Here is a 16,762-nt window from a genome sequence, read left to right on the forward strand (position 1 = left end):
GACGCTGCCATGCCGCGGGCCACGGCCCCCGCCATCCTGCCGGGTAGTGGCGGCGTACGCGGCGGGCTCTCCGATCTCTTCTGGCGCCGGCCGCAATTCTTGCTGCTCCTGATGCTGCTACCCCCGGTTCTTTGGCTCGGCATCGTCTATATCGGCTCGCTGTTTGCGCTGCTTTTGCAGAGCTTCTTTTCGATCGATGAGTTCTCCGGCCTCATTAACCGCGAGTTCACGCTGAAGACTTATGGCGACCTGCTGCAGGCCGCCAATCTCGACATCATCCTGCGCACGGTGACGATGGCGGCGCTGGTGACGCTGGCTGCGGCGATCATCGCCTTTCCCATCGCCTATTACGCGGCGCGCTATGCGCGCGGCCGTTGGAAGGCGCTGTTTTATCTCGGCGTCATGCTGCCGCTGTGGTCGAGCTACCTGGTCAAGATCTATGCCTGGAAGCTGATCCTGGCCAAGGAAGGCATCCTGACATGGCTGCTGGCCAAATTGCATCTTCTCTGGCTGCTTGATGCCTGGCTATCGCTGCCGATCGTCGGCGGCAACTCATTGTCGGTCTCCTCAACCGGCACCTTCATCGTCTTCGTCTATGTCTGGCTGCCATTCATGATCCTGCCGGTGCAGGCCGCACTCGAGCGCGTGCCGGGCAATTTGGTCGAGGCTTCGTCCGATCTCGGCGCCTCGCCCGGCCAGACCTTCGGCAACGTGCTGTTCCCACTGGCGCTGCCCGGCATCGTTGCCGGCTCGATCTTCACCTTCTCGCTGACGCTCGGCGACTACATCATTCCTCAGATCATCGGCACCTCGCGGCTGTTCATCGGCCAGGCCGTCTATTCGCAGCAAGGCACCGCCGGCAACATCCCGCTCGCCGCCGCCTTTACCGTGGTGCCCATCGTTATCATGGGCTTCTATCTCTGGGGCGCCAAGCGCATGGGGGCTTTCGATGCGCTCTGACCGTGGCCCATCCGCGCCGATCGGCCTGAAGCTCGCTGCCACCGGCGGCCTGCTCTTTCTGCACCTGCCGATCCTGCTGATCTTCGTCTATGCCTTCACCACCGAGGAGAAGAGCTTCGTCTGGCCGCCGCCGGGCTTGACCACGCAATGGTTCGCCGTCACCTGGAACCGCCCCGACGTCTGGCAGGCGCTGTCATTGTCTGTGCGGGTCGCGGCGATCTCGACTGCCATCGCTCTGATCCTCGGCACGCTATGCGCAGCCGCCGTGTCCCGCACAAAATTCTTCGGCCGCGAAACCATCTCGCTGCTGGTCATCCTGCCGATCGCGCTGCCCGGCATCATCACCGGCATCGCGCTGCGCTCGGCCTTCGCGCTGGCCGAAATCCCGTTCTCGTTCTGGACGATCGTGCTCGGCCACGCCACTTTCTGCGTGGTCGTCGTCTACAACAATGCGGTCGCCCGTTTCCGCCGCACGTCCGGCTCGATGATCGAGGCGTCGATGGATCTCGGCGCCGATGGTTTCCAGACCTTTCGGCATGTCGTGCTGCCCAACATCGCAACCGCGCTGCTGGCCGGCGGCATGCTTGCCTTTGCGCTGTCATTCGACGAGGTCATCGTCACCACCTTCACCGCCGGCCAGCAGCAGACGGTGCCGATCTGGATGCTCGAAGAATTGATCCGTCCGCGCCAGCGTCCGGTCACCAATGTCGTGGCGATGGTGGTAGTGCTGGTGACGCTGCTCCCCATCCTCGCTGCCTATTACCTGACCCGCGACGGCGACCAGATCGCCGGTTCGGGCAAATGATCTCGTTCATAAGGGAGAGACTTCCATGGACACGCAGATGCTGATCGGCTCGAAATTCGAAAAAGGCACCGAGACCGAGGAGCCGATCCTCAACCCGAAGACCGGGGCGACCATCCTCAATCTGCCTGAGGCCAGCCCAGCGCAGATCGAGGCGGCCGTGCTTGCTGCCGAAAAAGCCTTCGTCACCTGGTCCCGCACAACACCGGCGCAGCGCGCCGGCTATCTCCTGAAGATCGCCGATCGCATCGAGGCTGCTGCACAGGATTTCGCGGCGCTCGAGGCGCTGAACTGTGGCAAGCCGATCAATGCCGTGCTCAATGACGAGATCCCGGCGATCGTCGACTGCTACCGCTTCTTTGCCGGCGCGGTCCGCTCGATGCCCGGCCAGGTCGCAGGCGAATACATTCCCGGCCACACCTCGATGGTCCGCCGCGACGCCATCGGCGTTGTCGCGTCGATCGCGCCGTGGAACTATCCGCTGATGATGATGGCCTGGAAGCTGGCGCCGGCGATTGCCGGCGGCAACACCGTCGTCTTCAAGCCGTCGGAACAGACGCCGCTGACCGCGCTGAAGCTGGCGAAAATCCTTGCCGAGATCCTGCCGGAAGGCGTCGTCAACGTCGTGCTCGGTCGCGGCGACAGCGTCGGCAACACGCTGATCAACCACCCGAAGGTCAACATGATCTCGATCACCGGCGACGTCGCCACCGGCAAGAAGGTGCTGCAGGCTGCCGCCAAATCGGTCAAGCGCACGCATCTCGAGCTCGGCGGCAAGGCGCCGGTCATCGTCTTCGACGACGCCGATCTCGGCGCGGTGGTCAACGGCCTGCGCGCCTTCGGCTATTACAATGCCGGCCAGGACTGCACCGCCGCCTGCCGCATCTACGCTGGCAAGAAGATCTACGACAAGCTCGTCGCCGACCTCTCCGCTGCCGTCTCGACCATCAAGTATGATCGTCCTGACGATACCGAAAACGAGATCGGCCCGCTGATCTCGCGTCGCCAGCGCGACCGCGTCTCGAGCTTCGTCGAGCGCGCCTCTGAGCTCAAGCACATCGAGATCACCACGGGCGGCAAGCCGGGCGAGGGCTCCGGCTTCTTCTACCAGCCGACCGTCGTCGCCGGCGCGCTGCAGGAGGACGAGATCGTGCGCCGCGAAGTGTTCGGTCCGGTGGTCTCGGTCACCCGCTTTTCCGAAGTCGACGAAGCGGTGGACTGGGCCAATGACTCTGACTATGGCCTGGCGTCGTCGGTGTGGACCAAGGATGTTTCGCGCGCCATGGCGACGGCGGCCCGGCTGCAATATGGCTGCACCTGGATCAATACCCATTTCATGCTGACCAACGAGATGCCGCATGGCGGGTTGAAACAATCCGGCTACGGCAAGGACATGTCGCTCTACGCGCTGGAGGACTATACGGCCGTCCGCCACGTCATGGTCGCTCACGGGTAGCGCCCGCGAGGAGACGCCTATTCTTCCGCCTCCTCCGCCTCGCCTCCGGCCGGCGCCACCAGCAGCACAGCGGCGCCTAGGAGCGCGGCGATAAAGGAGCCAGCGAGGATGCCGACCTTGACCGCGTCCTGCAGGGCGGCGTCGCTGGCGAAGGCGAGCAGGCCGATGAACAGGCTCATGGTAAAACCGATGCCACAGAGCAGCGAAATGCCGACCATGTGCAGCCAGCCGGCATTGGCCGGCAGATCGGCGAAGCCAAGCCGGATGGCAAGCGCGGAAGACCCGAACACGCCGACCAGCTTGCCCAAGACGAGGCCGGCGGCGACGCCGAGCGTCAGCGGCTCGGCCAGGGCGGCAGCGCTGAGACCGGCGAGCGAGACGCCGGCGTTGGCAAAGCCGAAAATCGGGATGACGAAAAAGGCGACGACTTTGTGCAGGCCGTGTTCGAGCCGGTGCAGCGGCGAATGGTCGAGATCATGGCCGCTGCCCGGCGATATCTTCAGCGGTATGGTGAGGGCCAGCGCGACGCCGGCGAGCGTCGCATGGACGCCCGATTTGAGCACCAAAACCCACAGAACGATGCCGAGCAAGATGTACGGCAGCAGCGTCAGCACCCGCATGCGGTTGAGCACCACCAGCAGCGCGATCACGGCGAAGGCGGCGCCGAGATAGGCGAGCGAGAGGCCGCTGGTATAGAACACCGCGATGATGAGCACCGCGCCGAGATCGTCGATGATGGCGAGCGCGGTGAGGAATATCTTCAGCGAGCCCGGGACGCGCCTGCCGAGCAGCGACAGCACGCCGAGCGCAAAGGCGATATCGGTGGCGGTTGGGATCGCCCAGCCAGACAGAGCGGCTGGATTGTTGTGGTTGATGGCGACGTAGACCAGTGCCGGCGCTGCCATGCCGCCGGCGGCGGCGATGCCGGGCAGCACGCGGCGCGGCCAGGTCGACAGCTGGCCGTCAAGCATTTCGCGCTTGATCTCGAGGCCGACCAGCAGGAAGAACACCGCCATCAGGCCGTCATTGATCCAGTGCGAGACGCTGAGCGGTCCGAGATAGGCATGGAGGGCGGAGAAATAAGCCTCGCCCAGCGGCGAATTGGCGACGATCAGGGCCAAGGCCGCCGCAGCCATCAGGACGAGGCCGCCGGCCGCCTCGCTGTCGAGGAATTCGCGCAGCATGGAGACCAGCCGCTTTTCGTCCTGCATGTCGCCTCCGTCGTATCAGTAGCAAGGTCCGACACCGCCAAGCGATGATGCGCAAACAGCGCTGGCCGGGCAAGCCTGTAATGAGAGCCCTTTAGCGCGGCGCGCGCTTGGCGAGGATGCGTTGCAGCGTGCGGCGATGCATGTTCAGGCGGCGTGCGGTTTCCGAGACGTTGCGGTCGCACATTTCGTAGACGCGCTGGATGTGTTCCCAGCGCACGCGATCGGCCGACATCGGATTTTCTGGCGGCGCTGCGCGTTCGCCCGCGGTGCGGGTCAGGGCGGCAAAAATATCGTCGGCATCGGCCGGCTTCGACAGATAGTCGATGGCGCCGAGCTTTACCGCCGTCACCGCAGTGGCGATGTTGCCGTAGCCGGTGAGGATGATGGCGCGGGCATCGTCGCGCTTCTCGCGAATCGCGGCGACGACGTCGAGGCCGTTGCCGTCGGCCAGCCGCATGTCGACCACCGCATAGGCCGGCGGATTGGCGCGCGCTTTGGCAACCGCCTCCTCGACGCTCTCCGCCGTCTCGACCACGAAACCCCTGGTTTCCATGGCGCGGGCAAGCCGCGTCAGGAACGGCTTGTCGTCGTCTACGATCAGCAGCGAGGTATCCTCGCCTTCGACCATTGCGCCAATCGTTTCGTCAGTACTCATCGTGCTGAAAATCCTGCTGCCTGATTTTTACGCAAATATAGTTTCGCAACGCTATTGTCCAATTTAGGCCGTGTCGAACATGGTGGCCGAAGCCTGCTCGGGATTGAGGAAGACGCTGCGCGGCCACGATATCTGCACGATAGCGCCCTCGCCGGGCTCGCTTGAATTGCGGAAATCGAGCGTCGCGCCGGAGCGTTCGAGCAAGGTCTTGGCGATGAATAGGCCGAGGCCGAGGCCGCCGCCGGCTTCGGTGCCTTGTCGTGTCGACATATAGGGTTCGCCGATACGGTCGATGATCTCCGGTGGAAAGCCCGGCCCGTCGTCGATGATCGAGAAGCTGACGGCGGCTTCATTCCAGTTCCAGCGCACTGTCACGCTGTTGCGGGCGAAGTCGACCGCGTTCTCGACCAGATTGCCGAGGCCGTAAATGACGCCGGGATTGCGCCGGCCCACCGGTTCCGGGCCGATGCGCTCGCCCGGCCGAAGCTTGATCGAAATGCCGAAATCGCGGTGCGGCGCCGTCACCTCCTCGACCAGCGAGGTCAGCGGCAGGCGCGAGAGGTGCACCTCGCTCTCGGAGGACAGGCTGGTCAGGCGCTTCAGGATTTCGCGGCAGCGCTCGCTCTGCGAACGCAGCAGCTTCACGTCCTCGCCGTATTTCGGATCTTCGCCAAGCGCCTTCTCCATTTCCTTGGCGACCAGTGTGATGGTGGCGAGCGGTGTGCCGAGCTCGTGCGCGGCGGCCGCGGCGAGGCCGTCGAGGGCAGAGAGATGCTGCTCTCGCTGCAACACCAATTCCGTGGCGGCAAGCGCGTTGGCAAGCAGCCGCGCCTCCTCGGCCACCCGGAAGGCATAGATCGCGGTAAAGGCGATGGAGCAGAACACCGCCATCCACATGCCTGCGACATAGATGAACGGCATCGCCAATGGCGCGCCCTCATGCCATGGCAGCGGCAGGTGGTAAAAGACCAGCAGCGTCGCCGCCACGATCACCAGCGCGCCGAGCATGGCGGTCAGCCGCAGCGGCAGCGACGTCGCCGAGACGACGACGGGCACGGTCATCAGCAGCGAAAACGGATTGGTGAGTCCGCCGGTCATGTAGAGCAGGCCGGCAAGCTGCAGGCTGTCGAAGGTCAGGATGGCGAAGGCCGAGAACGGGGTAAGCCGATGCGCCGCCGGATAGCGGAAGGTCAGCAAAAGGTTCATCCAGGCCGAACAGGCGATCAGCGCAAAACACATGCTGACCGGCAGCGGAAATTTCAGCCCGTAAGCGACGACAAGCACGGTCAGGCTCTGGCCGACGATGGCAAGCCAGCGCAACCTGATCAGCGTGTTGAGGCGCAGCCGCTGGCTTTGCTGGAAGTCGGGTGCGTGCAGGATGTTTATCATGGCCAGTGATTATAGAGGGGAAACAGCCGGAGGTCTTTTCCGAAAACCGCCGAAGCCGGCCCTCGGTTCGGGATGACAGTCTGGAAGCATCAGGTACCGCGCGGCTTGGCGCGGCTGGTGGCGGCGGCGAGAAGCGGGTTCTCCGGCCAGACATGCCTGGGATAGCGGCCGCGCATCTCTGCCCGCACATCGGCCCAGGAGCCGCGCCAGAAGCCGGGCAGGTCGCGCGTCGTCTGGATCGGCCGGTGAGCCGGCGACAGCAATTCGAGCGTCAGCGGCACAGTGCCGTTGGCGATCGCCGGATGCCGGTCGAAGCCGAACAGTTCCTGCACGCGGATCGCCAGCACCGGCCATTCGCCGTCATAGCGGATCGGCAGCCGGCTGCCCGACGGCGCGTCGAAATGGGTCGGCGCCAATGTGTCGATCTTGCGCTGCAATTCGTGCGGCACCAGCGTCATCAGGCCTTGCGAGAGCACGCTGGGATGGATTGCCGCAAAGGATGCCGCGCCGGAAAGGAATGGCAGCAGCCAGTCGTCGAGGCGCTCGACGAGCGCGGCATCGGAGACATCGGGCCATGGCGCGCCGAGGCCGCGATGCAGCCAGCCGAGCCGCTGCCGCAACGTCTCCGCCTCCCTGTTCCACGGCAACAGGGACAGGCCGTGTTCGCGCAAGGCGTCGAGGATGGCGCGATCCGCGTCGGCACCGGTCGGCGCCGGCAGCATGCGTTCGGACAGCGTGATGGCGCCGAGGCGAACCGTTTCGCGCACCCGCACCGCGCGCCTGTCGCGGTCGAAGCTCACCTCGCGGCGGGTCTCGATCTTTTCCGCCAGGGCAGTGCGGATGTCGGCCTCATCGATGGCTGCCGCTGTGGTGATGCGGGCGTTCTGCGCCTTGCCCTGCAGATCGGCGACGACGAGCCAGGTCTCGCCGGCCAGCGGATCGGAGGGGTCGAGCATGGCGCCCGAGCCGTTGGCAAGCACGAAGCGGCCACGCTCGCCGCGCGCTTTGGCGACCCGATCCGGCCAGGCATGGATGAGGAGAGCGCCGGCTGTGCTGCCCTCCCCCTTGAGGGGGTCGGAAGGACGGGCGAGACCCGTGGCTCGCTCCGGCGCGTCGATCCGCGTGGCGGATCGGGGTGGGGTCGGTTCGGGCACGCCATCGACGACCCCGCCCCGTCTCCCTCGTCTCGCTGCGCTCGGCTCGCTCGCCGACCCTCCCCTCAAGGGGGAGGGTGAAGCCTGCTTTGCCAGCCTCTCAGCCAGCTGCCGGGCGGCGGTGGCGCGCGGCGATCTTTCGGCGCGAAAGCGCAGCAGCCGCCGTTCGAGATCGGCACCATCGCCGCCAAGGCCACGCTCGGTCAATAATACGGCGAGCATCGCCGCCTCGAGCGCCTCTCCGGTCCTTGCCGCCTCGGCGACCATGTGGGCGAGCCGCACCGGTAGCGCCAGCCTGCGCATCGCGGCACCGGCATCCGTCAGGCGTCCTGCCGCATCGACAGCATCGAGCGCACGTAGCAGTACCCTCGCCTCGGTGAGCGCCGAAGCCGGCGGGGGGTCGAGGAAGGACAGGCTGGTCGGATCGGCGACGCCGAACGCCGCGCTATCGAGCAACAGGCCGGAAAGATCGGCCTCGAGGATTTCCGGCGGCGTGAAGGCCGGCAGGGCCGCCGTCTGCTCGGCCCGCCACAACCGGATGGCGACGCCCGGCTGCGTGCGCCCGGCACGGCCGGCGCGCTGGTCGGCGGAAGCGCGGGAAGCACGTACCGTCTCCAGCCGCGTCAGGCCGCTCGCTGGCTCATAGCGCGGCAGCCGCGACAGGCCGGAATCGATGACGACGCGCACGCCGTCGATGGTGATGGAGGTTTCGGCGATCGACGTCGCCAGCACGACCTTGCGGCGGCCGAACGGCGCCGGCTTGATCGCCGCGTCCTGCGCCTTGTTGTCGAGCATACCATAGAGCGGCACGATGTCGGTATCGGCGCCGACCTTGCCCGCCAGCCGCTCGGCGGTGCGCTCGATCTCGCGCTGGCCGGGCAGGAAAGCGAGCACGCTGCCCTCCTCCCCGGCAAGCGCCGAGCGGATCGCCTTGGCCATGGCGTCCTCGATGGTGACGCCGGCCGGCCGCTCGTCATAGCGGATGTCGACCGGGAAGGCGCGGCCTGCGCTCTCGATCACCGGCGCGCCGGACAGCAATTTTGCGACACGCGCGCCGTCGAGCGTTGCCGACATCACCAGCAATCTGAGTTCGGGCCTCAGCGCACCCTGCACGTCGAGCGCCAGCGCCAACCCGAAATCGCCGTCGAGCGAGCGTTCGTGGAACTCGTCGAATAGCACCGCCGCGACACCAGGCAGTTCCGGGTCGTCGAGGATCATGCGGGACAGCACGCCTTCGGTGACGACGAGAATCCTGGTCTTTGCGGAACTGCGGTTTTCCATGCGCATGGCATAGCCGACGGTTTCGCCGGGCTCTTGGCCGAGCAATTCGGCCATGCGGCGGGCGGCAGCGCGGGCGGCGAGGCGGCGCGGCTCGAGCAGGATGATCTTTCCGGCGCCGAGCCATTCAGCGTCGAGCAGCGCCAGTGGAACCAGCGTCGTCTTGCCGGCACCGGGCGGCGCCACCAGCACGGCGCTGTTACCATGGCTCAGCGTTTCATTGAGCGCCGGCAAGACAACGGAGACCGGCAGGTCCGGCAAGGGTTTTGTCGTCATTGTGCTATGCTGTGCAGCCAGTTGGCAACGACCGCATATCAGCGGTGGCGGTCGCGGCGCAACCTCGGCGCCGACTCAAAGCCTGGTCCGCGAAAACGGGTTCCAGCGCACCGTGCCGAGCCGCACCTCCTCGCGCACCATCGTCAGCAGGCCGGAACCGCCGACCACGGCCAAGCCGACCAGCGACAGAAAATCCGGATATTCCCTGAAGAACAGCGCACCTAGAACCACCGCCCAGACGATCTGCGAGTAATGCGTCGGCGCGATGCGGTTGGCCGGCGCGTATTTGACCGCCAGCAGATGCAGCAGCTGGCCGCCGGCGGTAAAGGCGCCGGCCAGCACCAGCCAGGCCCATTGCCTGCCATCCGGCAGCGAGAACGAGGTAGCCGCCGCACCGACGCCGTTGAAGAGCAGGCCGTAGCCGATCAGCACGCCGAGCATCGTTGTGCGCTTTTCCTGCGCGGCGAGCGAACGCATCAGGATGACATTGGTGGCGGCCAGGAAGGCGATGATGAACGCCGCCAGATGGCCAAGCTGCAACTCGCGAAAACCAGGCCTGACGACCAGCATGACCCCGGCAAAGCCGGCGACGACCGCCAGCCATCGCCATGGGCCGACCTTTTCCTTGAGGACCAGCGTGGCCAGGATAGTGACGAACAGCGGCGCCAGAAAGATGAGCGCATAGACTTCCGCCAGCGGGATGGTGGTGAAGGCATAGACGCTCAGCACGCCCGAGGCGATGCCGGCCCAGGCCCGGGCCTGTACCGCCCAGGGCCGGTTGGTGCGCCAGAAATCGAGCCAGCGCTCGCCTGCCGGCCTGGCAAAGAGCAGAAAGCAGCCGGCAAACAATGTCGAGAAGAAGCCGATCTCGAAGACGTTGAACTGCCCGCCCAGGCTTTTGACAACCGCGTCGCTGCACGAATAGCTTGCATAGGCGATGAGCGCGAGCAGAATTCCGTTGGGCACGTTTTTCCATTTCCGGGAGAGATGAGAGTGAAGATATTGGCGCTTGGCGCGCATTCGGACGACATCGAGATCTTCATGTTCGGTACGATGGCGGCCTATGCCGCGCAAGGCGCAGAACTCTTTTTTGCCATAGCCACGGATGGCACCAGGGGCGGCTACGGCGATCCGTCAGCGCTGGCCCGCACGCGCCGCAAGGAGGCGACGGCGGCGGCCGGCCTGCTTGGCGTGACGCCGCGCTTCCTCGACTTTCCCGATGGCGGGCTGGTCGCGGATGCCGCGCTGATCGGGGCGCTCAAAGCACTGATCGGCGAGATAGGGCCGGATCTGGTGATAACGCATGCGCCGAACGACTATCATGGCGACCACCGCGCGCTGTCGGATGGCGTGCGCATCGCAGCGTCATTCTCGGTGCCGGTGCTACATGCCGACACGTTCGGCGGCACCGGGTTTTCGCCAACGCACTACGTCGATACCTCCAGGCATTTCGATCTCAAGGCGGAGGCGATCCGGGCGCACCAGTCGCAGGATCCCGAGCGTTTCGTCGACGCGGCGCGCACGCAGAACGCCTTTCGCGCCGGCCAGTGCAACGGCCCAGCCGGATCGTTCGCCGAGGCCTTCCGCTTCGAGCCGGTCTTCCCCTTCGCCGATATCCGCGCGCTGCTGCCGCCGGCCCCAGTGATCCGTCCGGTGGCCATCAGCAACAAGACGGTGACCTAGCCAGGACGCCGCAACTTCTCACGTTGCTTTCCTATCCAGCATGCTGCGATGCAGCAACGAATTCGCTTGCCTTGTTTAGTAAAAATTGCATCACTAAACAAATTACTAAACATCCGGTGCGCCGCCGCGTCGTTGTGTTTGGGCCCCAGAGGAGGGGTTTAGCGGGCTCTTGAAACCGTCATCCGGACGCGTTTCGCAAATGGGAGGAAGGCATGAAATCGACCTTGAAATTGGCGTTGGGACTGGCATCGACACTCTTTGCGTCGACAGCCGTTTCGAATGTCGCGCAGGCAGAAGATCTGACGCTTTGCTGGGCAGCCTGGGACCCGGCCAACGCGCTTGTGGAATTGTCCAAGGACTTCACCAAGGAAACCGGCATCGGCATGAAATTCGAATTTGTGCCGTGGACCAACTATGCCGATCGCTTTCTCAACGAGCTGAATTCGCACGGCAAGCTGTGCGACCTCATCATCGGCGACAGCCAGTGGATCGGCGGTGCCGCCGAGAACGGCCATTACGTCAAGCTGAACGACTTCTTCGACAAGGAGAAGATCAGCATGGACGATTTCGTGCCGGCGACCGTCGTCGGCTATTCGGAATGGCCGAAGAACTCGCCGAATTACTGGGCGCTGCCGGCCATGGGCGACGTCGTCGGCTGGACCTATCGCAAGGACTGGTTCTCCAAGCCTGAGCTACAGAAGGAATTCAAAGAGAAATACGGTTGGGATCTCGGCCCGCCGACGACCTTCGACCAGCTGAAGCAGATTGCCGAATTCTTCCAGAAGCGCGAGATCGACGGCAAGACCGTCTATGGCGCCTCGATCTATACCGAGCGGGGCTCCGAAGGCATCACCATGGGCGCCATGGACGTGCTCTACAGCTTCGGCTTCCAGTACGAGAACCCGAAAAAGCCCTACGAGATGGAAGGCTTCGTCAACTCCGAGAAATCGGTGAAGGGGCTGGAGTTCTACAAGGCGCTCTATGATTGCTGCACCCCTCCGGGCGCTTCGAACAGCTACATGGGTGAAGGCGTCGATGCCTTCAAATCCGGCCAGGTGGCGATGCATATGAACTTCGCCTTCACCTGGCCAGGCTTGCAGAAGGACGAGAATGTCGGCGGCGAGAAGATCGGCTACTTCGTCAATCCCAAGGGTCCGGACGGCGACCAGTTCGCCCAGCTCGGCGGCCAAGGCATCTCGGTGGTCTCCTATTCCGACAAGCAGGAAGCCGCGCTCAAATACATCAAATGGTTCGCCAACAAGGACGTGCAGTCCAAATGGTGGTCGCTCGGCGGCTATTCCTGCCTGAATGCAGTCGTCAAGGACCCGGGCTTCCCGGCCAGCCAGCCCTACGCGCAGACCTTCCTCGACTCTATGGCCATCGTGAAGGACTTCTGGGCCGAGCCAAGCTATGCCCCGCTGTTGCAGGCATCGCAGAAGCGCTTCCACGACTATGTCGTTGCCGGCCAGGGCTCGGCCAAGAACGCGCTCGACGGCCTGGTCAAGGACTGGACCGAGGTGTTCCAGGACGACGGCAAAATGTAACCGGCTCCTCCCGAGCCCATGACCGAACCGTCCCGTGCCGCCCTTGGCACGGGACACAGTTCAGATAAATTCCATTGTCGAGACGATCGAAGTGACCGAAGCAGGACTGACCATGCTCAATCGGACTGCGGACAGCGTTGCCCGGGCTACGCCCGAGCCGTTGGCCCGCAAGGTCCGGGGCATCAGCGACAAGGGCCTCGCCTGGCTGTTCATCTCGCCGACGATCCTGTTGCTTTTAGCCATCAACATCTTCCCGCTGTTCTGGGCAATCTATCTGTCCTTCACCAATTTTCGCGCCAATCGTCCCAATGAGGTGGTGAAGAACCTCGGGCTGGCCAACTACAAGCGCATCCTCGCCGACCAGGATATCTGGATCGCCATGCAGACGACGGCGCATTTCGTGTTCTGGACCATCCTGCTGCAGACGCTGATCGGCTTTACGCTGGCCTGGCTGATCGACCGCAAGTTCCGCGGCCACGCGTTCTGGACGACCCTCATCCTGGTGCCGATGATGCTATCGCCGGCGGTGGTCGGCAATTTCTGGCGCTTTCTCTACGAGCCGCAGATCGGGCTGTTCGCCTATGCCGTCTCGTTCGTCACCGGCATTCCGGCAACCGAGATCAGCATGCTCTCCAACGTGTCGCTCGCGCCATGGTCGATCATCATCGTCGATACCTGGATGTGGACGCCTTACGTGATGCTGATCTGCCTCGCCGGCCTGCGCTCGATCCCCGAATACATCTATGAGGCGGCCGAGGTCGACCGCGCCTCCAATTGGCGGCAGTTCTGGTCGATCACGCTGCCGATGGCGCTGCCCTTCATCATGCTGGCGGTGCTGTTTCGCGGCATCGAGAACTTCAAGATGTTTGACATGGTCAATCTGCTCACCGGCGGCGGGCCGGGATCGACCACCGAAGTGGCCTCGATCACGCTGAAGCGGCAGGCCTTCGAAAGCTGGCGGACGGGCTATTCCTCGGCCTTCGCTATCATCCTGTTCGTCGCGGTGTTCGGCCTTGCCAACATCTACGTCAAAGCGCTCAACAAGGTGAAGCAGAGATGAGCCTGACGTCAGCCCATTCTGTCGTAGCACCCTCGGCCACGTCGAAGCGCGTCGCCGGCACGATCATCGTGCTTTATGCGCTGATCTCGATCGTGCCCCTGCTGTGGATCTTCGCCACCAGCTTCAAGACGCCACCGGATTCGATCGCCTATCCACCAAAGATCCTGTTCCAGCCTAGCCTCGAAGGCTACTGCAACCTGTTCACGACGCGGACCAGGCAAACGCCGGAATACATCAACTCGCTGGGGCCGGCGACGGGCCTGTGCGACGAGACGGTGCGCAAGCGCAACATGGTGATCGCCGGCCCGTCGAACTTCATGCCGCGCTTCCTCAATTCGCTGATCATCGCCTTCGGCTCAACCTTCTGCGCGGTGTTCCTCGGCACGCTGTCGGCCTATGGTTTTTCGCGCTTCAAGGTGCCGCTTGCCGACGATCTTTTGTTCTTCATCCTGTCGACGCGCATGATGCCGCCGATCGCGGTCGCCATTCCGATCTACCTGATGTACCGAGAGCTTGGCCTGTCGGACACGGCGCTCGGCATGATCCTGCTCTATACGGCGGTCAACGTGTCGCTGGCAGTCTGGCTGCTGAAAGGCTTTATCGACGAGATCCCGCGCGAATATGAAGAGGCGGCGATGATCGACGGCTACACCAGGCTGCAGGCGTTCTGGCGCACCGTGCTGCCGCAGGCGACCACCGGCATTGCCGCGACCGCCATCTTCTGCCTGATCTTTGCCTGGAACGAATATGCCTTCGCCGCGCTGCTGACCTCGGGTACGGCGCAGACTGCGCCACCCTTCATCCCGACCATCATCGGCGAAGGCGGCCAGGACTGGCCGGCGGTCGCGGCCGGCACGACGATCTTCCTGGTGCCGATCCTGGTCTTCACCATCCTGCTTCGCAAGCAATTGCTGCGCGGCATCACCTTCGGCGCGGTGCGCAAATGAGCCGGACCGCAAAACGCAAATCGCGCTGGCCTGTCTGGGCGAGGCGCGGGCTGATGGAAAACGTCGCCACGGCGATCATCGCCATCGGCTTCCTGATGCTGTTCCAACCCTTCGCGCTGGCGCTTTACACCTATTCCTTCATCACCATGCTGGCCGGCACGGCGATGTTCATCATCGTCTCGAAATTTCCGGAGTAGACGATGGCCGAGATCAGGGTTGAACATCTGAGGAAGGCATTCGGCGATTTCGTCGCCGTGCAGGATTCCAACTTCGTCGTCGAGGACGGCGAGTTCTTCGTAATGCTGGGCCCATCGGGCTGCGGCAAGACGACGACGTTGCGCATGATCGCCGGGCTCGAACTGCCGACCGGCGGCAAGATCCTGCTTGGCGGCGAAGACGTCACTATGCGGCGCGCCCGCGAGCGCGACATCGCCTTCGTGTTCCAGCTGTTTGCGCTCTATCCGCACATGAATGTGAGGAAGAACATCGGTTTTCCGCTGCTGGCGCAACGCATGCCGCGCGCCGAAATCCGGACCCGGGTGGGAGAGACGGCGAAGCTTTTGCGGATTGACCATCTGCTCAACAAATCCGTCTCCGGCCTTGCCGGCGGCGATCGCCAGCGCGTGGCACTCGGCCGCGCCATCGTGCGGCGGCCAAAATGCTTCCTGATGGACGAGCCGCTCGGCACGCTCGACACAGAATTCCGCGACCTGATGGTCCATGAGCTGCGCGAGCTGCATAACCGCATCCACGCGACCACCGTCTATGTCACGCATGACCAGATGGAAGCGATGTCGATGGCCGACAAGATCGCGGTGATGAACCATGGCGTCATCGAGCAGTTCGGCACGCCGCGTGAGATCTACGACCGGCCGGCAACGATGTTCGTCGCCGACTTCATCGGCTCGCCGCCGATGAATTTCCTCGGCTTCGGCGGCGGGCTTTCAAAGGGCGCCAAGGAGATCGTGGTGCAGGGCGCCAAGGTGGCTGTGCCGGAGGTCCGCGAGGATATCGCTCCGGCCGAGATGGCGCTTGGCATCCGGCCGGAGCACATCCGCTTCGATGATACTTCGAAGCTGCGTGGCGCCATTTATGGCACGGAATATCTCGGCACCACGCAGATCGTGGCGGTGGAGACGGCGGACGGCATCATCAAGGCCAGGGTGCCAGCCGAAATCCGGCTCAATCCGGGCGATCATGTCGGCTTGGCGCTGAGCAGCGCGCGGCTGTCGCTGTTCGAACAAGGATCCGGCCGTGCGGTGCGCACCGAAATCCATGACGCGGCCTCTCAGGGAAGAGCGCATCATGGCTGACGTTCACATCAAAGGCGTGACCAAGGCTTTTGGCGAGCATATCGCCGTCGACAATCTCGACCTGCATATTGCCGACGGGGAATTCGTCGTGCTGCTCGGGCCGACCGGCGCCGGCAAGACGACAACGCTCAGGCTGATCGCCGGGCTGGAGCGGCCGGAGGCGGGCTCGATCCATATTGCCGGGCACGACACGACGACGCTGTCGCCGGCCGAGCGCGACACCGCTTTCGTCTTCCAGCAATATTCGCTCTATCCGCATCTGTCGGTCTACGACAATCTCGCCTTTCCGCTGCGCTCGCCGGCGCGGAAAATGCCGGAGGACCAGATCCGCCGCCACGTCGAGGACGTGGCCAAGATGGTGCGTATCCACCACAAGCTCTCCAATCGCTCGACCAAACTCTCCGGCGGCGAGATGCAGCGCGTCGCCATCGGCCGCGCGCTGGTGCGCAAACCTTCGATCTACCTAATGGACGAGCCGCTGTCGTCGCTCGACGCCAAGCTGCGTGCCGATCTCAGGCTCGAGCTGAAGCGCATCCAGGCCGAGCTCGGCGCCACAATGCTTTACGTCACGCACGACCAGATCGAAGCGATGACCATGGCCGACCGCATCGGCATCCTCGCCGACGGCGTGCTGGTGCAGATCGGTTCGCCGCGCATGATCTATTCTGAGCCGGCAAACCTTCACGTCGCGGCAAGGCTCGGGCAACCGGCAATCAACTTGTTACCGGTAGGGCTGCTGCCGGATGGCGGCGCGCCGGCGGGAACGAAGACCATCGGAGCGCGCACCGAACACCTCTCGATCGCGAAGGCCGCGAACGGCCAAGCCGACGGTGTCGTCGACTGGGTCGAGCATCTCGGCGACCAGAACCATCTGCACGTGACGGTGGGGACCAGGAAGCTGGTGACGCTGACCGACCCCGACACCGATCTGGCGCGGGGCGACAAGATCATGATCCGCTATCGCTCGCCGCTGTATTTCGGCGCCGACGGGCGAAGGCTGACGTGAGCGGTTTTTTCCTAGCATGCTTGCAATT

15 protein-coding genes are annotated in these 16,762 nt (G+C 64.1%); 10 read left to right on the forward strand and 5 right to left on the reverse strand.

The genetic code is table 11. The annotated features are described in order from the left end of the window. Positions 1–9 precede the first annotated feature (9 nt). Genes NKI70_RS11540 through NKI70_RS11550 form a run of 3 tightly spaced genes read left to right on the forward strand, consistent with a single transcriptional unit; the run spans position 10 to position 3,218 of the window. Positions 10–960: an ABC transporter permease gene (locus NKI70_RS11540; protein WP_023676346.1), complete on the forward strand. Its 951-nt coding sequence runs from the start codon at positions 10–12 to the stop codon at positions 958–960. Continuing rightward, positions 950–1,765 carry an ABC transporter permease gene (locus NKI70_RS11545; protein ID WP_023676345.1) on the forward strand — a complete coding sequence of 272 codons (816 nt, stop codon included), beginning with the start codon at positions 950–952 and terminating at the stop codon, positions 1,763–1,765. The genes NKI70_RS11540 and NKI70_RS11545 overlap by 11 nt, the downstream gene beginning before the upstream one ends. A 25-nt stretch (positions 1,766–1,790) precedes the next feature. Continuing rightward, entirely contained in the window at positions 1,791–3,218 is a 1,428-nt protein-coding gene (locus NKI70_RS11550) for a gamma-aminobutyraldehyde dehydrogenase (protein ID WP_352568331.1), read from the forward strand. A gap of 17 nt (positions 3,219–3,235) precedes the next feature. On the opposite strand, the gene nhaA is transcribed toward NKI70_RS11550, so the two are convergent. From nhaA to NKI70_RS11575, 5 genes are all read right to left on the reverse strand, one after another. After that, positions 3,236–4,429: a Na+/H+ antiporter NhaA gene (gene nhaA / locus NKI70_RS11555; RefSeq protein ID WP_352568332.1), complete on the reverse strand. Its 1,194-nt coding sequence runs from the start codon at positions 4,427–4,429 to the stop codon at positions 3,236–3,238. 91 nt (positions 4,430–4,520) lie between these two features. Then, positions 4,521–5,084, reverse strand: a complete 564-nt coding sequence (locus NKI70_RS11560; RefSeq protein WP_023676342.1) for an ActR/PrrA/RegA family redox response regulator transcription factor — start codon at positions 5,082–5,084, stop codon at positions 4,521–4,523. Positions 5,085–5,147: 63 nt separating this feature from the next. Further along, on the reverse strand, positions 5,148–6,473 hold the full coding sequence (locus tag NKI70_RS11565) for an ActS/PrrB/RegB family redox-sensitive histidine kinase (protein WP_352448476.1): 1,326 nt from the start codon (positions 6,471–6,473) through the stop codon (positions 5,148–5,150). An 89-nt stretch (positions 6,474–6,562) separates the two neighbouring features. Continuing rightward, positions 6,563–9,181 (reverse strand): ATP-dependent helicase HrpB, encoded by a 2,619-nt coding sequence (gene hrpB, locus NKI70_RS11570; RefSeq protein WP_352697097.1) that lies wholly within the window; start codon positions 9,179–9,181, stop codon positions 6,563–6,565. Between the two features lie 75 nt (positions 9,182–9,256). Further along, complete coding sequence (locus NKI70_RS11575) at positions 9,257–10,147, reverse strand: DMT family transporter (protein ID WP_352681360.1); 891 nt, start codon at positions 10,145–10,147, stop codon at positions 9,257–9,259. 27 nt (positions 10,148–10,174) lie between these two features. Between NKI70_RS11575 and NKI70_RS11580 the strand changes: the two genes are divergently transcribed. The 7 genes from NKI70_RS11580 to NKI70_RS11610 all read left to right on the forward strand — a co-directional run bounded on the left by NKI70_RS11580 (position 10,175) and on the right by NKI70_RS11610 (position 16,734). Continuing rightward, complete coding sequence (locus tag NKI70_RS11580) at positions 10,175–10,864, forward strand: PIG-L deacetylase family protein (protein WP_352697099.1); 690 nt, start codon at positions 10,175–10,177, stop codon at positions 10,862–10,864. A gap of 212 nt (positions 10,865–11,076) precedes the next feature. Continuing rightward, complete coding sequence (locus tag NKI70_RS11585) at positions 11,077–12,408, forward strand: ABC transporter substrate-binding protein (RefSeq protein WP_352724610.1); 1,332 nt, start codon at positions 11,077–11,079, stop codon at positions 12,406–12,408. A gap of 112 nt (positions 12,409–12,520) precedes the next feature. Next, on the forward strand, positions 12,521–13,468 hold the full coding sequence (locus tag NKI70_RS11590; protein WP_352697423.1) for a carbohydrate ABC transporter permease: 948 nt from the start codon (positions 12,521–12,523) through the stop codon (positions 13,466–13,468). Continuing rightward, a complete protein-coding gene (locus tag NKI70_RS11595; RefSeq protein ID WP_352522595.1) occupies positions 13,465–14,415 on the forward strand; it encodes a carbohydrate ABC transporter permease in 951 nt (316 codons plus the stop codon). The genes NKI70_RS11590 and NKI70_RS11595 overlap by 4 nt, the downstream gene beginning before the upstream one ends. Further along, entirely contained in the window at positions 14,412–14,612 is a 201-nt protein-coding gene (locus NKI70_RS11600; RefSeq protein WP_352697102.1) for a hypothetical protein, read from the forward strand. The genes NKI70_RS11595 and NKI70_RS11600 overlap by 4 nt, the downstream gene beginning before the upstream one ends. A 3-nt stretch (positions 14,613–14,615) precedes the next feature. Then, positions 14,616–15,728: an ABC transporter ATP-binding protein gene (locus NKI70_RS11605; RefSeq protein ID WP_352724611.1), complete on the forward strand. Its 1,113-nt coding sequence runs from the start codon at positions 14,616–14,618 to the stop codon at positions 15,726–15,728. Continuing rightward, positions 15,721–16,734: an ABC transporter ATP-binding protein gene (locus NKI70_RS11610; protein ID WP_352697105.1), complete on the forward strand. Its 1,014-nt coding sequence runs from the start codon at positions 15,721–15,723 to the stop codon at positions 16,732–16,734. The genes NKI70_RS11605 and NKI70_RS11610 overlap by 8 nt, the downstream gene beginning before the upstream one ends. The last annotated feature ends 28 nt before the right edge of the window (positions 16,735–16,762 follow it).

It is taken from the genome of Mesorhizobium sp. M0500 (genome assembly GCF_040321165.1).
GTDB lineage: Bacteria > Pseudomonadota > Alphaproteobacteria > Rhizobiales > Rhizobiaceae > Mesorhizobium.